The following is a 16,924-nucleotide window of genomic DNA, read 5'->3' as shown; positions in this document are numbered from 1 at the left end:
CGCTAGACTGGTGCGTCAGCAAGCATATTGCGGAACATAACTGGAACACATATAGTCGTTCTGCCTATGTTCCGATTCTCTCCCCGAGGGGCCCATGCTGACGCGCAAACAACACGAGCTGCTGATGTTCATCCACGAACGGATGAAGGAAAGCGGCATCCCGCCATCATTCGATGAGATGAAGGATGCGCTCGATCTGGCGTCCAAGTCGGGCATTCATCGGCTGATTACGGCGCTGGAGGAGCGCGGCTTCATCCGCCGCCTGCCCAACCGGGCCAGGGCGCTCGAGGTAGTCAAGCTTCCCGATTCGATGAACCCGTCGCTGGGCGGCCGCAAGGCGCGCTTCGAGCCATCGGTCATCGAGGGCAATCTGGGCAAGGTGGCTTCGCCGCCCTCGCGTATTTCGGCGACCGAGGACTATGTTCGACCCGTCGCCATTCCGGTCATGGGCCGGATTGCGGCCGGTACGCCGATCGAGGCGATCCAGAGCCACTCTCACACCATCATGGTTCCGCCCGAAATGCTGGGTGCCGGCGAGCACTACGCGCTCGAAGTACGCGGCGACTCCATGATCGATGCCGGCATTTTTGATGGCGATACCGTCTTGATCAAGAAGCAGGACCAGGCCTCGACCGGCGAGATCATCGTGGCCTTGGTCGACGACGAGGAAGCCACGCTCAAGCGCCTGCGCCGCAAGGGCAATACGGTGGCGCTCGAAGCGGCGAACCCGGCCTACGAAACCCGCATCTTCCCACCCGACCGGGTCAAGGTGCAGGGCCGCCTGGTTGGCCTGCTGCGGAAATATTGATGCGCGCCGCCTGGCTGGGTGCCTTGCTGCTGCTGGCCCTGCCGGCGGGACCTGCGCTCGCCCAGGAGGCAAGCGTGAAGGAGACCCGCTGCTGGGTGGGTGACGTGACCTTTTCACCGGGCGCTGGAATCAATGCGGGTGAGTCTGTCTCCATCTGCCAGGCTGGCACTGGCTGGCAAAAAGCCGAGGCCGGGGCGCCGGTCATCGGCTGCCTGCTCGAGGGCGAATTGTCTTCGGTCGGCGCCGTGGTGGGCATTCGCAACAACGACACGCTCTTGCTGCAATGCGATGTCAGCGGTCGCTGGGTGACCATCGGCAGCGATGGCCAGGGATTCGGGCTGACGCTTTTGCGCTGAATGAGTGCTGTCTTTGCCGACGGGTCGCCAGCCTCGAAGAGCGCCCACCGTTGCGGAATTTTGCGATCCCAACCAGCTCTGGCTCTGCGCCGCCAGCATGGTTCGAACGAGACTATTGAGGACGGAGCAGGACTGGTTCTGCTTGGCATTTGGGGCCGCCGAAACGGTAAAGCGCAGTATCTGCAAACTCTTACTGGTGGCCATCTTGCAGAACGATCCGTTCCATGCCACATAGGTACCATACGTTTTCAGCCTAAGTCGGCTGCCTGACGCCGGCCAAGCCGGTCCGTGGCTTCCTTCTCGACCATGCGAACGTTATGTCCCCTTGGCATGTTGCCATCGGATAACCGCTCGTTACGAGCATAAAGGAACCTATCATGGCCCTCATCACCGGCACCGTGAAATTCTTCAACACCACCAAGGGCTTCGGCTTCATCTCGCCCGAAGACGGTGGCAAGGACGCCTTCGTCCACATCTCCGCCGTTCAGCGTTCGGGCCTGCAGGGCCTCTACGAGAACGACAAGGTGACCTACGAGCTGGAAACCGGCCGCGACGGCAAGCAGTCCGCGACCAACCTGACCCTGCTCTAGTCTCCATTGCAAGACGAGCGCGCTTCGGCGCCGCTCACGAGAGGCCATCGCGAAACCAGCGGTGGCCTTTTTGTTTGTCCTTGGCCGGTTCCTGCCCGAAAGCCCCCAGCGCTTCGTCTGGACTGAAGAGCCGCGAACGGGGATGGGCGATACAGCGCAAGAAAAGCAAAGGGGCCCGCACGTGGCGCGAGCCCCCTCCTTGTTACGCTTCGGCGCGATCAGTGGTTGTCGCGCGGCACGCCGTTGGTCTGGGCAATGCGCTGGTACTTCTCTGCCGGCTTGAGGATGGCGCCTTCGCCCAGCTGGCCGACGATGCCGCGCTGGATTTCCTGCCACGGCGTCTGGTGCTTGGGATACTTGTAGCCACCCATCGATTCCAGATCCGCACGCCGCTTGGCGATCTCCTCGTCCGAGATCAGGATATTGGCCTGACCCTTGTTGAGATCGATCCGTACCCGGTCGCCGGTCCGCAGGATGGCAAGGTTGCCGCCCGCGGCCGCTTCCGGCGATGCGTTGAGAATGGACGGCGAGCCGGACGTGCCGGACTGGCGGCCATCGCCGATGCAGGCCAGGGCATGGACACCCTTCTTGATCAGATAGGCAGGCGGTCGCATGTTGACGACTTCAGCGGCGCCCGGATAGCCGATCGGGCCAGCACCGCGCATGAACAGCAGCGTATTTTCATCGATATCCAAGGACGGATCGTCGATGCGGTGGTGGTAGTCTTCCGGCCCGTCGAACACCACGGCCTTGCCCTCGAAGGCGCCCGGGCTCTCGGGGTTGTTGAGATAGCGATCGCGGAACTCGGTCGAGATCACCGAGGTCTTCATGATGGCGTTGTCGAACAGGTTGCCGCGCAGCACCAGGAAGCCCGCATCGGTCTTGAGCGGGTTGTCGAAGCGGCGGATGACCTTCTCGTCCTGGATCGGTGTATTGCGGCAGTTCTCGCCGATGCTCTTGCCGTTGACCGTGGGCGCGTTCTCGCGGATCAGGCCCTGGCTCATCAGCTCGTTGACCACGGCCGGTACGCCACCGGCATGGTAATAGTCCTCGCCCAGATATTCGCCTGCCGGCTGCAGGTTGACCAGCAGCGGCACCTTGTGGCCGTAGGTCTGGAAGTCCTGCAGTTCCAGCTCGACGCCGATATGCTTGGCAATGGCCTGGATATGGATGGGCGCATTGGTCGAGCCGCCGATTGCCGAATTGACGACGATGGTGTTGATAAAGTTGTCCTTGGTCAGGATGTCGGACGGCTTGAGATCCTCGTGCACCATGTCCACGATGCGCTTGCCGGTGCGATAAGCCATTTCCTGGCGGTCGCGATAGGGTGCCGGAATGGCGGCCGAGCCAGGCAGCTGCATGCCGAGGGACTCGGCAAGCGAGTTCATGGTCGATGCCGTGCCCATGGTATTGCAATAGCCCGTTGAGGGAGCCGACGACGCCACCAGTTCGATGAACTGGGGATAGTCGATCTCGCCTGCCGCCATCATCTGGCGGGCCTTCCACACGATCGTGCCCGAACCGGTGCGCTCACCCTTGTGCCAGCCATTGAGCATGGGGCCGACGGAAAGCGCGATTGCCGGAATGTTGACCGTAGCCGCGCCCATGAGCATGGCCGGTGTGGTCTTGTCGCAGCCGATGGTAAGAACGACACCGTCGAGCGGATAGCCGTAGAGCACTTCCACCAGGCCCAGATAAGCGAGGTTTCGGTCAAGGCCGGCCGTGGGGCGCTTGCCGGTTTCCTGGATCGGATGCACCGGGAATTCGATGGCGATGCCGCCGGCTTCGCGGATGCCTTCGCGGACGCGCTCGGCCAGCACCATGTGGTGCCGGTTGCAGGGGCTGAGGTCCGAACCGGTCTGCGCAATGCCGATGATCGGCTTGTTGGACTGCAGCTCCTCGCGCGACACGCCGAAATTCATGTAGCGCTCGAGGTAGAGCGCGGTCATATCGGGATTGTCAGGATTGTCGAACCAGGCGCGCGAGCGCAGCTTCTTGGGCGCATCGCCCTGGCCATTACCTGCAGTCATGTCATGTTCCTCTTGGGTCCGCGGGCGCCGTCGCGCCCATCGTTCGGAGCGGTTCTAGCATGGCTTACGCCAGAGTGAAGTCGATTCCGAGGAAAAAATCATACAAATGAGAATCGCACCCATTCATATTGCTTGGCGCTCCGAAAATCTTACCAAACGAGGGGACCCGATCGGCCAAACCGGAGTCTTCTAGGTCATAATTTCGCGCTGGCTGAAACGGGCATCAGCCTTTAGGGTCGCGCCGCGTCGAGCCTGCCGCGGTGAGGAATATCGTTGACTGAGATCGTAGACTGGGTTGCCGTCGACTGGGGCACCTCCAACCTTCGCGCCTGGGGTATCGGCCAGGACGGCGCCGTGGCGTTCGAGAAGACTTCCCCCAAGGGCATGGGCAAGCTGACCCGCGAGGAATTTCCCGGCGCGTTGGCCGAACTGCTGGAGGGTGTGGAGCCAGCCAGCGCCGGGGCGCCCCTCGACGTGCTGATTTGTGGCATGGCGGGGGCTCGCCAGGGTTGGCTCGAAGCGCCTTACCTGGAAGCGCCGACCGACCTGCGCGGCCTGCTGGACGGTGCGGTGCGTCCAGCCATGCCCGGCGGTCGTATTGCCCCGGCGATCCTCCCTGGGGTCTGCCAGAAAGCCGGCGCCGACAATGTCATGCGCGGCGAGGAAACGCAGTTGCTGGGGTTGGCGGCGTTGACCCCAGGCTTTTCGGGAATCGTCTGCATGCCGGGCACCCACTCGAAATGGGCGCAACTGTCCGGCACGCGCATCGAGCATTTCTCGACGGCCATGACCGGCGAAATCTTCGAGGTGCTGCGCACCCACTCGGTGTTGCGCCACTCGTTGAACGGCGATCTTGACGGCCCCGGGCGCGCCGAGGGATTTGCCGCGGGTGCCGCAATGGGCCTGGAGCATCCCGCGCAGTTGCTCGGTACGCTGTTCCAGGTGCGCGCCAGTTCGCTGCTGTCTGGCCGCCAGCCCGATTGGTGTGCCGGCTATCTGTCCGGGTTGTTGATCGGTACCGAGATTGGCAGCAACCGTCATCTGATCGGCAACACCGCCGTGCCACTGATCGGCTCTCCGGCGCTTTGCGCGCACTACGCTCAGGTGCTTGCCATGATCGGCGCCCGCGGCGAGCCCAAAGACGCCACCGAAATCGTGCTCGCCGGCCTAAAGGCCGCGCGCAGCTTTGCCGTCTAGCCTGGAGTTCCGTCCAATGGACCATCGACACATCATAGCCATCCTGCGCGGCATCACGCCCGCCGAGACGGTGGACGTCTGCCAGACGTTGATATCGGCCGGCATCACCATGATCGAAGTGCCGCTGAATTCCCCCGACGCGCTGACGTCAATCGCCCTGGCCTCAAATTCACTGGGTGACGAAGCCGCGATCGGTGCTGGAACGGTGCTCAGCAGGAAGCATGTCTGGGCCGTGTCGGACGCCGGCGGCACCTTCATCGTTTCACCCGATACCAACAAGCAGGTGATCGAGGAAACGGTGCGGCTGCAGATGCAGTCCTATCCGGGCGTCTTCACCCCCACCGACGCCTTCCGTGCCATCAAGGCCGGCGCCACTGGCCTCAAATTTTTCCCGGCCGAAGTGCTCGGCCCCAAGGGCATCAAAGCCATGAAGGCCGTGCTGCCGGCCGACATGCCGGTCTATGCCGTTGGCGGCGCTAACCCGGACAATTTCGGCGAGTATTTCGCCGCCGGCTGCACCGGCTTCGGCCTGGGCACCTACATCTACAAGCCCGGCATGACTGCGACCGACGTTGCCGCGCGCGCCGCCGCCGCTGTTGCCGCCTATGACGCAGGAAAATCAGCATGAGCCAGACCGCACACCTGCTACTGGATTGTCAGTGCCAACTGGGTGAAGGCCCGATCTGGCATGCTGGCCGTCAGCAGCTGTTCTTTTTCGACATCAACGAGCAAACGCTCTTTGCCGTGACCGCGGCTGGAGAGATCGCCGACAGCTGGCTCTTCAACGAAACCGTCGCCGCGGCAGCGGTCGTCGACGACCACACCCTGGTCCTCGCCACCGACACCGGGCTCAAGCAATTCGACCTGGCCACCGGCGGCATGAACCGCATCAACGAGATCGAGGCGGACAATCCCCAGACCCGCACCAATGACAGCCGGGTACATCCCTCCGGCGGTTTCTGGATCGGCACGATGAAGCGTGCCGAAGATGAGCCGGGCGGCGCCGTCTACCACTATCGCGCGGGGGCACTGACGACGATCCGATCGAACGTCAAGATTCCCAATGCAATCTGCTTTTCACCCGACGGTCGCATTGCCTATTGGACCGACACGCCGACCAAGCAGATCCTGCAGGTGGCGACCGATCCGGCAACCGGCATGCCGGTCGGCGAGTGGACGCTGTTCGCCGACGTTTCGGACGGTCGCGGTTACCCCGATGGCGCCGTGGTCGATAGTCAAGGCTATCTCTGGAACGCCAAATGGGGTGGTTCATGCGTGGTCCGCCACGCACCGGACGGCTCCATCGACCGCATCATCGAAGTTCCTGTAAGCCAGGTAACCTGCCCTGCTTTTGGCGGGCCGGACCTCAAGACCCTCTTCATCACCACCGCCGCCAAGAATCTCAGCGCCAATCAACTCGCCGCCGAGAAACATGCCGGTAGCCTGTTTGCCATCGACGTAGACGTCGCCGGGCAGGCCGAACCCTTCATCGTACTCTGAGATTCTGCCATGACCTCCCCCGCCCTCGGCGTCTGCTACTATCCTGAACACTGGCCCGAGGACGTCTGGGAAAGTGACGCCGCCCGCATGGCTGAGGTTGGCATCCAGTGGGTTCGCATCGGCGAGTTCGCGTGGTCCCGGCTCGAGGCCACGCCCGGCAACCTGACGTTCGACTGGATCATCCGGGCAATGGACGTGCTGGGGCGCCACGGTCTCAAGGTCGTCTTCGGTACCCCGACGGCCACCCCGCCCCGCTGGATGGTCGACAAGCATCCAGACATGCTGGCGGTCGATATCAACGGCCGCCGCCGAGGCTTCGGTTCGCGTCGGCACTACGACTTCAGCCATCTCGGCTACCGCGAGGAATGTGCCCGCATCACCCGCCTCCTCGCCGATGCCGTTGGCAGCCACCCTGCCCTGGGCGCTTGGCAAACCGACAATGAATATGGCTGCCACGACACGACCTATTCCTATTCCCCGGCGGCCAAGGAGGGTTTCCAGCGCTGGCTGGCCGAGAAGTATGGCTCGGTCGAGGCCCTTAACCAGGCCTGGGGCAACGTCTTCTGGTCAATGGAATACAACCGCTTCGACCAGGTCGAGCTGCCCAACCTGCTCGTCGAAAAGCCGACGCCTGCGCATGCCCTCGATTTTCGGCGCTACTCGTCCGATCAGGTCTCGGCCTTCAATAAGGTCCAGTACGACATCCTGAAGGCCAAGCGCCCCGACCTGCCCGTCATCCACAATTTCATGAGCCGCTACACCGATTTCGACCATTATGACCTGGCCGAGACGCTCGACATCGCCAGCTGGGACAGCTACCCGCTCGGTCACCTGGCGGTCAGCGACGAACCAGACGAGGTCAAGCGGCAGTACCGGCGGCAGGGCGAACCCGACAATACTGCGTTCCATCACGACCTTTACCGCGCCGTGGGCCATGGCCGGTGGTGGATCATGGAGCAGCAGCCGGGCCCGGTGAACTGGGCCGATTTCAATCCCGATCCCCTGCCCGGCATGGCCCGCCTGTGGGCCTGGGAAGCGTTTTCCCATGGCGCCGAAGTCGTCACCTATTTCCGCTGGCGGCAGGCGCCGTTCGCCCAGGAACAGATGCATGCAGGGCTGTTGCGGCCCGACAGCGAACCCGCTCCCGCCTACCACGAAGCCATGGAGGTGGCCGAGGAGATCAAGGCGGTCGGCATGGCCGGCACCGCCACCAAGGGCCGCGTCGCCGTGGTGTTCGACTACCAGAGCGAATGGGCCTGGGAGGTCCAGCCGCAGGCCAAGGGCTTCACTCACGGCGCCCATGTGCGCGCAGTCTATTCTGCCTTCCGCAAGCACGGCATCGACATTGACGTCCTGCCGCCCAGCACGAAGAGCTTTGCCGGCTACGACATCGTCGCCATTCCCGCACTGTTCGCCTGGAACGACGACCTGCGCACCGCGATCGCCGACTTCGAGGGCCACCTGCTCATCGGCCCACGCTCTGGGTCGAAGACGCAGGATTTCTCCATTCCGTCCAGGCTGGGCCCGGACCTGCCCAGCAACCAGCTTGATCTCAAGGTCATGCGTGTCGATAGCATCGACCCATCGCTCGAAGTGGAAGTCAAGGGCAGCGGCGGTGTTCATCTCTGGCGGGAGCGTATCGAAACCAAGGCCAATGTGGTGATCGAGGACGCGGAAGGTTGGCCAGTGCTGGTCAACCAGGGCAAGCTCTACTATCTGGGCGCCAGCGGGACCAAAGCACTGGTACAGCGCGTGGTCGACTACCTCATTGAGGAAGTCGATCTGCCGATCCTGGCGCTGCCCGCAGGCGTACGGTGCCGCACGCGCGACGGTTTCCGCGTCTATGTCAACTATGGCTCTGGACGGGCGACGCTGACCCAGGCCAAGGACGAAGCGGGTTACGTGCTCGGTGGCGCCGAACTGCCTGCAGCGGGGGTCACGGTGGCACGACTCGCCACGGCCGGGTGAGATTGGGGATTGCGGCGCGGATATCGAACCGCTCCGCTCCTTCGTTCCAACGCAGCCAGTGCACCCCACCAGCGGCAAGCGCCCTGGCATCGATCACTTGGCTGCCCGCGCAACCGGCGGGGGCACGCAGGCGGGTGATCACCAGCGCATGGCGACCGCAGTCCTCGGCAAACGCAGCCACATCGCGGATGATGGCGACGGAGTAGCGGTCCGTGCGGGCAATGCAGCCGAGGCTGTCGCAGCGCAGTCCATCGACAGTCTCGGCGATCGGCTCCCGGTAGTGTTCGCTCCAAACCTCCGTGGCAAAGCTACCAGCCTGCCCCGAAATCAGGCCCATCCCGGCCTGCGTCCGCAGTGCCACGGCCTGCGTCGTGTCGGCAATGAGCAGGTCGGGCCGCTGGTCCAGCCCCACCATCAGGACCAGTGGCACGGCGACTGCCGGGCCAAGCAGGCGCCACCAGCTATTGACGAAGGCGAACCAGGCCAGCGCGCCCAGTCCGATCATCAGGGCCACGCTGGTCAGCAACGGGTTACCGGTCAACCCGTCGCTCCAGCGCGCCACCAGCGCAGCGCCATCGACCATGCGGTCGATGCCCCAGCCCATGGTCATCACGAATGGCGCTTCCGCGCCCAAGGGCATGGAGAGGACCGACAACACCGCGAAGGGCATGATGATGATGCTGACGACCGGCAGGACCAGCACATTGCCGAGGACCCCCAGCGGGGCAGTCTGCTGAAAGTGGTAGGCCGAGAACAGCAAGGTCGCCGTGCCGGCAATGAAGCTTGTGACAGCGGTCGCCCAGATGGTTGACCAAAGCCGCTCGCCCCAGCCGCGATTGCCGATCGGCGGCGACCTGGGCATTTCATAGATGCCGACCAGCGCCACGACTGCAGCAAAGGACAGCTGGAAGCTGGCGCGGAACACGCTGGCGGGGTCGATGACAATGATGGCCAGTGCCGCGATGGCGACATTGCGCATGGTCAGCGCCCGTCGGCCAGCCAGCACTGCCCCAAAGATCAGGCCGAGCATGATGGTGGAGCGCAAAGCCGGAACATTGGCGATCCCGCCTGCCAGCAACAGGTAGCCCGCGGCGGCCGCAATGCCCCCTACGGCCGCGACCTTCTTGACCGGCCAGCGCGTTGCCGTGGCGGGAATGGACGCCAGCAAGAGGCGCAGCAGGAAGAACATGCCGCCGGCGACGATGGAGAGATGCAAGCCGGAGATCGAATAGATATGCGCCAGACCCGAGGCCGCCATGAGCTCGCGGGTTTCGTCGTCTATGGCGCTCTGGTCGCCAACGACCATGGCGCGTCCGATGGCGGCAGAAGGACCATCAAGCACCGCGTCGATGCGGCTGCCGATCTCCATCCGCAGTCCTTCGACGGCCCGGCTTGGATTGAAGCCCTCTCCCGAAGCGACCAGTGCGAAATCGCCGGTAACGTTGCCATAGGCGCCAATGCCGGCGAAATAGGCATGAAACTGCCCGTCAAACGCCCCGGGCAGGATTGGGCCCGGTACGGGCGCAAGGCGCAGGCGGGCACGGATCGTGTCGCCCGGGGCAAGTGGCGGCTGGGGTGGCACCACCAGCCTGGCACGCGCAATATCGAGGGGGCGGTCGTCCGCCACAGGCGCCAAACCGGAAACCACGATGCGCCGGCTCTCACTCGTCGCCGAGACAATCTCTCCAACCTTAGCCTCGTATAGCCCATAGGCCGGACGGGCGAGCATACTCGCGCCAAACCACGTGGCGTGCAGCGGCAGCAGGCAGAACCCGGTCCATCCTGCGAAAAGAAGCCCGACAAGCGGCAATGCGGCGGCGCGGCGCAACAGGACGGCCAGCACCACGAGTGCAGCGCCAACTGCCGCGAGCGCCTCAGGCATGGGTTCGACCGGGACCGCGGCATAGGCGATCAGCCCCACGATGGCGGCGAAGGGCAACAGCACGAAAATCCGGCGGGTGACGGCCGGGTCGAACAGGCCGGCGCGGACGTCGGCTCGGCCGCGGTAAAGCCGCAATGACGGAGACTTTGCCGCGACCGGCAAGGCCACGGCTCCTGTCTCGCGCTCGCGTGTTTCGACCCCTTGCACCGGCGTAGCCCCCCGCCCTTGCGCTCGTGCGGCTCTATGCTACACACGGCCAACAAATCCTCCAAGCACTCCGGTCTCATGTCCCAGGTCGTTACCCGCTTCGCTCCCTCGCCCACCGGCTACCTGCATATCGGTGGCGCTCGCACGGCCCTGTTCAGCTGGGCCTATGCCCAGAACAAGGGCGGAAAGATGCTGCTGCGCATCGAGGACACCGATCGCGAACGCTCCACCGAAGCGGCCGTGGTGGCGCTGGTCGACGGGCTCAAGTGGCTGGGTCTCGACTGGGAAGGCGAGCCGATCAGCCAGTTCGGCCGCGCGGCGCGTCATGCCGAGGTTGCCCACGAGCTCGTTAAGATGGGCCACGCCTATTACTGCTATTGCTCACCCGCTGAGCTTGACCAGATGCGAGAGGAGGCCCGCGCCGCCGGCAAGCCACCGCGCTACAACGGCTATTGGCGCGACCGCGATCCGAACGAGGCGCCTGCGGGCGTGGCCCCGGTGATCCGCATCAAGGCCCCCCTCAGCGGCGATATCGTCGTGGACGATCATGTGCAGGGCAAGGTCGTGTTCAAGACCGAGAACCTGGACGACTTCATCATCCTGCGCTCGGACGGCACCCCCACCTACATGCATGCGGTGGTGGTCGACGACCACGATATGGGTGTCACGCACATCATCCGAGGCGACGACCACCTGACCAATGCCGCGCGCCAGATCGTCATCTATAACGCCATGGGCTGGACCGTGCCTGAAATGGCGCACATCCCGCTGATCCACGGCCCGGACGGCGCCAAGCTCTCCAAGCGCCATGGTGCGCTGGGCGTCGAGGCTTACCGCCAGATGGGCTACTTGCCCGAGGCGCTGCGCAACTACCTGGCTCGTCTCGGCTGGAGCCACGGCGACGACGAGATCTTTTCCACCCAGCAGATGGTCGAGTGGTTCAGCCTCGAGGGCCTCAACAAGGGCGCCGCGCGCTTCGACTTCGTCAAGCTCGAGAACATCAACGGCCACTATATCCGCGAAGCCAGGCCGGACTATCTGTATGAGGTCATGCTGGCCACGGCCGCCGAAGTTGGTCGCCAGGGCGATGTGGACGGCCTCTCGTCCAACAAGGACACCGTGCTCGCCGCCCTGCCCGAACTGCAGCCGCGGGCCAAGACGGTGCTCGAGCTGATCGACCTTGCGCAATTCATCTACGCGTCACGCCCGCTTGCTATCGACGCAGCGGCTTCGGCCCTGCTGACCGCGGACACCCGTGCCGTGCTCAAGGACATGGCCGAGACCTTGCGGGGTCTGAACGAATGGTCCGTGCCTGCAATCGACGCAGCGATGCGCGCCCTGGCGGAGGCCAAGGGCCTCAAACTGGGCAAGCTGGCACAGCCGCTGCGCGCCGCACTGACCGGACGCACCGTCTCGCCGGGCATTTTCGAGGTCATGGTGCTGATCGGCCGCGAGGAGAGCATGGCCCGTCTCGAGGACCAGGTCGTCGCTGTCTAGTGCTATTCGGAGGGTAAGCCTTGCTTACCCGTCGGTTGCGTCCGACAGGGAAAAACTGATACCCCTGCAAAGCAGCCACGACTGCCCAGTTTACGGCCTCGCGCGACCGCCTTATTCGCGGATGCACAGGCCTTCGAGGAGAGCTCAATGACCGATAAAGTCGCCAAACTCGTCATCGGGGACCAGACCCACGAATTCCCGGTTCTGTCCGGCTCCGTGGGTCCTGACGTGATCGATATCCGATCGCTCTACGCCAAGACCGGCATGTTCACATACGACCCCGGCTTCACCTCGACAGCGGCTTGCGACAGCGCCATCACCTATATCGACGGCGACAAGGGGCAGTTGCTCTACCGCGGCTACCCCATCGAACAACTGTCCGAAAAGAGCACCTATATCGAAGTCTGCTATCTGCTGCTCTACGGCGAGTTGCCGAACAAAACTCAACTGGCCGAATTCACCGAACTGGTGACGCGCCACACCATGGTGCATGAGCAGATGCACTATTTCTACCGCGGCTTCCGTCGCGACGCCCATCCGATGGCCATCATGACCGGTGTGGTCGGCGCCATGGCTGCCTTCTATCACGACTCCACCGACATCACCGACCCGCAGCAGCGCGAGATCGCCTCGATCCGCATGATCGCCAAGATGCCGACCATCGCGGCGATGGCGTATAAGTATTCGGTTGGCCAGCCCTTCGTTTACCCGCGCAACGACCTCGATTACGCCAGCAATTTCCTGCACATGTGCTTCTCGGTCCCGGCCGAGGAATACAAGGTCGACCCGACCATCGCCAAGGCGATGGACCTGATCTTCACCCTGCATGCCGACCATGAGCAGAATGCTTCGACCTCGACCGTCCGCCTGGCCGGCTCGTCCGACGCCAATCCGTTTGCCTGTATCGCTGCGGGCGTTGCCTGCCTATGGGGACCGGCGCATGGCGGCGCCAACGAAGCCGCGCTCAACATGCTCAAGGAGATCGGTACGGTCGACCGCATTCCCGAGTTCATTGCCCGCGCCAAGGACAAGTCCGACAACTTCAAGCTGATGGGCTTTGGTCACCGCGTCTACAAGAACTTCGATCCGCGCGCGACCGTGATGCAGAAGACGGCCAAGGAAGTGCTCGACCTTTTGGGCGTGCACAACAACCCGACCCTGCAGGTGGCCCAGGAACTCGAGAAGATCGCGCTCGAAGACCCTTACTTCATCGACCGCAAGCTTTACCCGAACGTCGATTTCTATTCCGGCATCATTCTCGAAGCGATCGGTTTCCCGACCTCGATGTTCACCGTGCTGTTCTCGGTGGCGCGCACCGTTGGCTGGATCAGCCAGTGGAAGGAAATGATCGCCGATCCGCAGAAGAAGATCGGCCGCCCCCGCCAGCTCTACGACGGAGCCCCCGCGCGCGACTATTCCGCGCTCAGCTCGCGCTAAGCCAGTGTGCGAGGACCCGGTCCGCCGGGTCCTGCCGCGGAAATCCGGCCTCGCCGGTTTCCATCATCATCGAAAGCTCGCCAAAGGCCTCGATCTGGTCATGGCGGGCTTTTTTGTTGTCGAGCAGCATGCGCACTGCCGACTCCATTGCCTGCGCATCCGGCGTTTCCTGCACGAGTTCCGGCACCGCATCGTGGTGGAGGATGATATTGGGCAGCGAGACCGGAGGCTTGCCATGCCGGGCATAGATCCGCGCCTGGTGCGGATCGAGCACGTAGGTGACCACCATCGGCACCCTGGCCAAGGCAAGCTCCAGCGTCACGGTGCCCGATACCGCCAGGGCCAGGACCGCCTCGCGGTAGAGGGCAGCGCGGGCCGCCCGGTCGGACACGATCCGCACTGGCACCGGCCAATCCGCCACCTCGCGCGATAGGCGGTCGTGCAACGTCGGGAGCGTGGGGATGACGATGCCATCCACCGTCGGATGGCTGCCGACCCTTGCGGCAACCTGCCGGAATAGCGGCAGATGCCGGCGCAATTCGCCGTCACGGCTGCCGGGCAGCAATACCAGCGGCCCCCGCTCAACCCCGTCCCGCACCAGGCGCTCGCCCAAGGCGGGATGGCCGACATAGCTGGTCGGTGGCCCATCGAGCCGCTCCATCACTGCCGGCTCGAAGGGCAGGACGGCCAGCACCTCTTCAAACAGTGGCCGCAGCTTGGCGGCGCGCTCCGGCGCCCGGGCCCAGACCGAAGGCGCAACATAAAGAATGAGCTTGCCCGCATAGCCCAGGCGCTTCAGACGACGCGCCAGCAGCTTGGAGAAATCCTGCGAGTCGACCAGCACGACGATATCGGGCTTGGCGGCACGAATGGCGCGGGCCGTCTGCTCGATGCGCCACAGGAGCAGCGGCAGGCGCCGCACGACGTCGCTGATGCCCATCACGGCAAGGTCGCTCATCGGGAACAACGAACGCAGGCCGTGTGCCTGCAGTTCGTGGCCTCCGACGCCAGACAGCGCCAGGTGAACACGCTGCTTCAGGCGGCCGACCAGATCAGCGGCAATGCGATCGCCGGAAGGCTCACCGGCCAGGATGAACAGCTTGAGATGCTGGTCGCGGGTGACGGGCGGCGCCGAACCGCTCATCTAGTCGACGTCGTGGCCGTTGCGGGGCATCAGGATCGGCCGATCCGACGCCGCCGCGATGAAACTGACCACGTCCTGCACCAGCGGGTCGTTCTTGAACAACTCGGTGGCATCCTCTACGCGCTCGCGCAGCGTTCCCTCGCTGGCAAAGATCAGCCGGTAGGCCGCGCGCAGCCTGTGGATGGCCTCGCGGTCGAACTTGCGGCGCTTAAGGCCAACGAGATTAAGCCCGGTCAGTGACGCCCGATTGCCGACGGCCATGCCATAGGGAATGACGTCACCATCCACCATCGATGCGGCGCCGATGAAGGCATGCGCGCCGACGCGGGTGAACTGGTGGACCACGCAGGTGCCGCCGAAGATCACATTGTCGCCGATATGGCAGTGGCCGGCTATGCCGACATAGTTGGCCATGATGACATTGTTGCCGATGATGGCATCATGCGCCACATGGGCGCTGGCCATGATCAGGCAGTCATTGCCGATCTTGGTCAGCATGCCACCACCCTCCGTGCCCGGATTGATGGTCGCCGACTCGCGGATGACGCAACGCTCCCCGATCACGAGGCGGGAAGCCTCGCCGTGATACTTGAGATCCTGCGGCACGTGCCCGACCGAGGCAAACGGGAAGATCTTGCTGCCCGCACCAACTTCGGTATGGCCGTCGATCGAAACGTGGGACACCAGTTCCACATTCTCGTGCAACACGACATTGTCGCCAACAATGCAGAACGGGCCTATCCGGACACCCTTGCCCAGACGGGCGCCGGCCCCGACGATCGCGGTCGGATGAACGACCGCGTCACTCACGAATTGGCCTCGACGATCATGGCAGTGATTTCGGCTTCCGCGATGACGGTGCCGTCCACCATAGCTTCGGCCTTGTACCGCCCGACATTGCGGCGGCGCTGGATCTTGGCGATGTGGAACTCGATGGTGTCGCCCGGCCCGGCCGGCTTGCGGAACTTGGCTTTGTCCACACCCAGCATGAGCACGATGTTTTTCTTGCCGGTGCCCGAGTCGTGCTTGATGACGATCGCTCCAGCCGTCTGGGCCATCCCCTCGATGATCAGAACACCCGGAAAGATCGGGTTTTCGGGGAAGTGACCCTGAAAGATCGGCTCGTTGAAGGTGACGTTCTTGATGCCCACGGCGGTCTCGTCGCCGTCGATGCGGACAATCCGATCGATCATCAGAAACGGGTAACGATGCGGCAGGCTCTTCAGAATCTCGGCAATATGCATTGCTCCGAGTTCCGTGCTCGCTGGTGCGCTGTCGGTCATCCCCGCTTGTCCCCCTTGGAAAGTTTTCGCATGGCGGCGATCTCTCGCCAGAAGTCTCTTATATCCTGCGCCGGCGCCCCGGCAAGTTTGCTGCCCGGCGGCCAATTCTTCGTTACGGCCGCGCGGCCATGCACCACCGAGCCCGCCCCGATCGTCAGGTGACCGGAGGTGCCGACGCCGCCGCCCATCAGGACTCCATCCTCAACAATGGTGGAGCCCGAAAGCCCGCTCATCGCGGCGATGAGACAGGAACGGCCAATCTTGCAGTTGTGGCCAATCTGCACGAGGTTATCGATCTTAGTGCCTTCGCCGATCATGGTATCGCCAAGGGCGCCACGGTCGATGGTCGAATTGGCGCCGATCTCAACCCGGTCCTGGATCAGCACCCGGCCCAATTGCGGGACCTTACGGTTGGACTGCCCGAAATCGAGCCAGCCGAAGCCCTCGGTGCCGATGCGCACGCCAGAGTGGATCACCACCTCGTTGCCGATATAGGCGCAATCAATGGTGCAGTTTGCGGCAATGACGCAATTCCGGCCGATGGTGACGCCGGCGCCGATCACCGTATTGGCGCCGATAATCGTGCCGCGCCCGATCTCCACTCCGGGACCGACCACGACGTTGGAGCCGATCGAGACGTCCCGCTCGAAGACAGGTGCCCCCAGGTCGTCGCGTCCCGACGCGATCACCGCGCGGGTGCTGGATGGATAGAGGTGGTCCAGAATATCGGCGAAAAGCTGATGCGGCTTGTCGGCAACCACCGCCAGGGTGTGCGCCGGGACAACGTCCCGTAGCGCCGGCAAGACGATGACCGCGCCGGCCGAGGTGGCGCGCAATTCCTCGATGTAGCTGGTGTGCGCCGCCAGCGCCAAATCGTTCGCGCCTGCCAGATGGAGTTCGGTCACCCCGGAAATCGACAGGTTAGCGTCGGCAAGACCGGCCACCATGTCGGCGCGTTCAAGTGCAGCCAGGATGGTGCCTATCGGGTGCGGACCGGCAAAACGATGAAAGCGGGTGTCGACCAT

The 16,924-nt window shown here is 63.8% G+C and carries 15 protein-coding genes; 9 read left to right on the top strand and 6 right to left on the bottom strand.

The features are described from left to right. Positions 1–94: 94 nt before the first annotated feature. The 3 genes from lexA (at position 95) to JI749_RS11230 (ending at position 1,754) form a co-directional block, all read left to right on the top strand. Positions 95–808, top strand: coding sequence for a transcriptional repressor LexA (lexA, locus tag JI749_RS11240; protein WP_201653618.1), 714 nt, complete (start codon positions 95–97; stop codon positions 806–808). Beyond that, positions 808–1,164 (top strand): hypothetical protein, encoded by a 357-nt coding sequence (locus JI749_RS11235; RefSeq protein WP_201653615.1) that lies wholly within the window; start codon positions 808–810, stop codon positions 1,162–1,164. The genes lexA and JI749_RS11235 overlap by 1 nt, the downstream gene beginning before the upstream one ends. Positions 1,165–1,541: 377 nt before the next feature. After that, positions 1,542–1,754: a cold-shock protein gene (locus JI749_RS11230; protein ID WP_201653612.1), complete on the top strand. Its 213-nt coding sequence runs from the start codon at positions 1,542–1,544 to the stop codon at positions 1,752–1,754. Between the two features lie 218 nt (positions 1,755–1,972). Here the strand turns inward: JI749_RS11230 and JI749_RS11225 are convergent, their stop codons facing one another. Then, on the bottom strand, positions 1,973–3,784 hold the full coding sequence (locus tag JI749_RS11225) for an IlvD/Edd family dehydratase (RefSeq protein WP_201653609.1): 1,812 nt from the start codon (positions 3,782–3,784) through the stop codon (positions 1,973–1,975). Between the two features lie 273 nt (positions 3,785–4,057). On the opposite strand from JI749_RS11225, the gene JI749_RS11220 reads away from it, so the two are divergent. Genes JI749_RS11220 through JI749_RS11205 form a run of 4 tightly spaced genes read left to right on the top strand, consistent with a single transcriptional unit; the run spans position 4,058 to position 8,449 of the window. Next, entirely contained in the window at positions 4,058–4,981 is a 924-nt protein-coding gene (locus tag JI749_RS11220; RefSeq protein WP_201653606.1) for a 2-dehydro-3-deoxygalactonokinase, read from the top strand. A 16-nt stretch (positions 4,982–4,997) separates the two neighbouring features. Beyond that, positions 4,998–5,609 (top strand): 2-dehydro-3-deoxy-6-phosphogalactonate aldolase, encoded by a 612-nt coding sequence (locus JI749_RS11215; RefSeq protein WP_201653603.1) that lies wholly within the window; start codon positions 4,998–5,000, stop codon positions 5,607–5,609. Beyond that, on the top strand, positions 5,606–6,481 hold the full coding sequence (locus JI749_RS11210) for an SMP-30/gluconolactonase/LRE family protein (protein ID WP_201653600.1): 876 nt from the start codon (positions 5,606–5,608) through the stop codon (positions 6,479–6,481). Before JI749_RS11215 ends, JI749_RS11210 begins: the two co-directional genes overlap by 4 nt. 9 nt (positions 6,482–6,490) lie before the next feature. Beyond that, a complete protein-coding gene (locus JI749_RS11205) occupies positions 6,491–8,449 on the top strand; it encodes a beta-galactosidase (protein WP_201653597.1) in 1,959 nt (652 codons plus the stop codon). Here JI749_RS11205 and JI749_RS11200 read toward each other — a convergent pair. Continuing rightward, entirely contained in the window at positions 8,418–10,493 is a 2,076-nt protein-coding gene (locus tag JI749_RS11200; protein WP_201653594.1) for a ComEC/Rec2 family competence protein, read from the bottom strand. The two genes, JI749_RS11205 and JI749_RS11200, sit on opposite strands and share 32 nt — an antisense overlap. Positions 10,494–10,616: 123 nt before the next feature. Here JI749_RS11200 and gltX point away from each other — a divergent pair, with 123 nt between their 5' ends. Continuing rightward, complete coding sequence (gltX, locus tag JI749_RS11195) at positions 10,617–12,035, top strand: glutamate--tRNA ligase (protein ID WP_407644878.1); 1,419 nt, start codon at positions 10,617–10,619, stop codon at positions 12,033–12,035. Positions 12,036–12,182: 147 nt separating this feature from the next. Then, complete coding sequence (gltA, locus tag JI749_RS11190; RefSeq protein ID WP_201653588.1) at positions 12,183–13,472, top strand: citrate synthase; 1,290 nt, start codon at positions 12,183–12,185, stop codon at positions 13,470–13,472. On the opposite strand, the gene JI749_RS11185 is transcribed toward gltA, so the two are convergent. From JI749_RS11185 to lpxD, 4 genes are read right to left on the bottom strand one after another with little or no spacing between them, the layout of a single operon-like run. Beyond that, positions 13,459–14,616, bottom strand: coding sequence for a lipid-A-disaccharide synthase (locus tag JI749_RS11185; RefSeq protein WP_201653585.1), 1,158 nt, complete (start codon positions 14,614–14,616; stop codon positions 13,459–13,461). The genes gltA and JI749_RS11185 overlap by 14 nt on opposite strands. Then, the gene (gene lpxA / locus JI749_RS11180) at positions 14,617–15,426 is read right to left on the bottom strand and encodes an acyl-ACP--UDP-N-acetylglucosamine O-acyltransferase (protein WP_201653582.1); all 810 of its coding nucleotides are present in this window, start codon (positions 15,424–15,426) and stop codon (positions 14,617–14,619) included. Next, entirely contained in the window at positions 15,423–15,899 is a 477-nt protein-coding gene (gene fabZ, locus JI749_RS11175; RefSeq protein ID WP_201653579.1) for a 3-hydroxyacyl-ACP dehydratase FabZ, read from the bottom strand. The genes lpxA and fabZ overlap by 4 nt, the downstream gene beginning before the upstream one ends. Further along, entirely contained in the window at positions 15,896–16,924 is a 1,029-nt protein-coding gene (lpxD, locus tag JI749_RS11170) for a UDP-3-O-(3-hydroxymyristoyl)glucosamine N-acyltransferase (protein ID WP_201653576.1), read from the bottom strand. Before lpxD ends, fabZ begins: the two co-directional genes overlap by 4 nt.

The sequence above is a fragment of the Devosia oryziradicis genome, assembly GCF_016698645.1.
Classification (GTDB): domain Bacteria; phylum Pseudomonadota; class Alphaproteobacteria; order Rhizobiales; family Devosiaceae; genus Devosia; species Devosia oryziradicis.
This window is presented reverse-complemented; position numbering and strand designations above follow the sequence as displayed.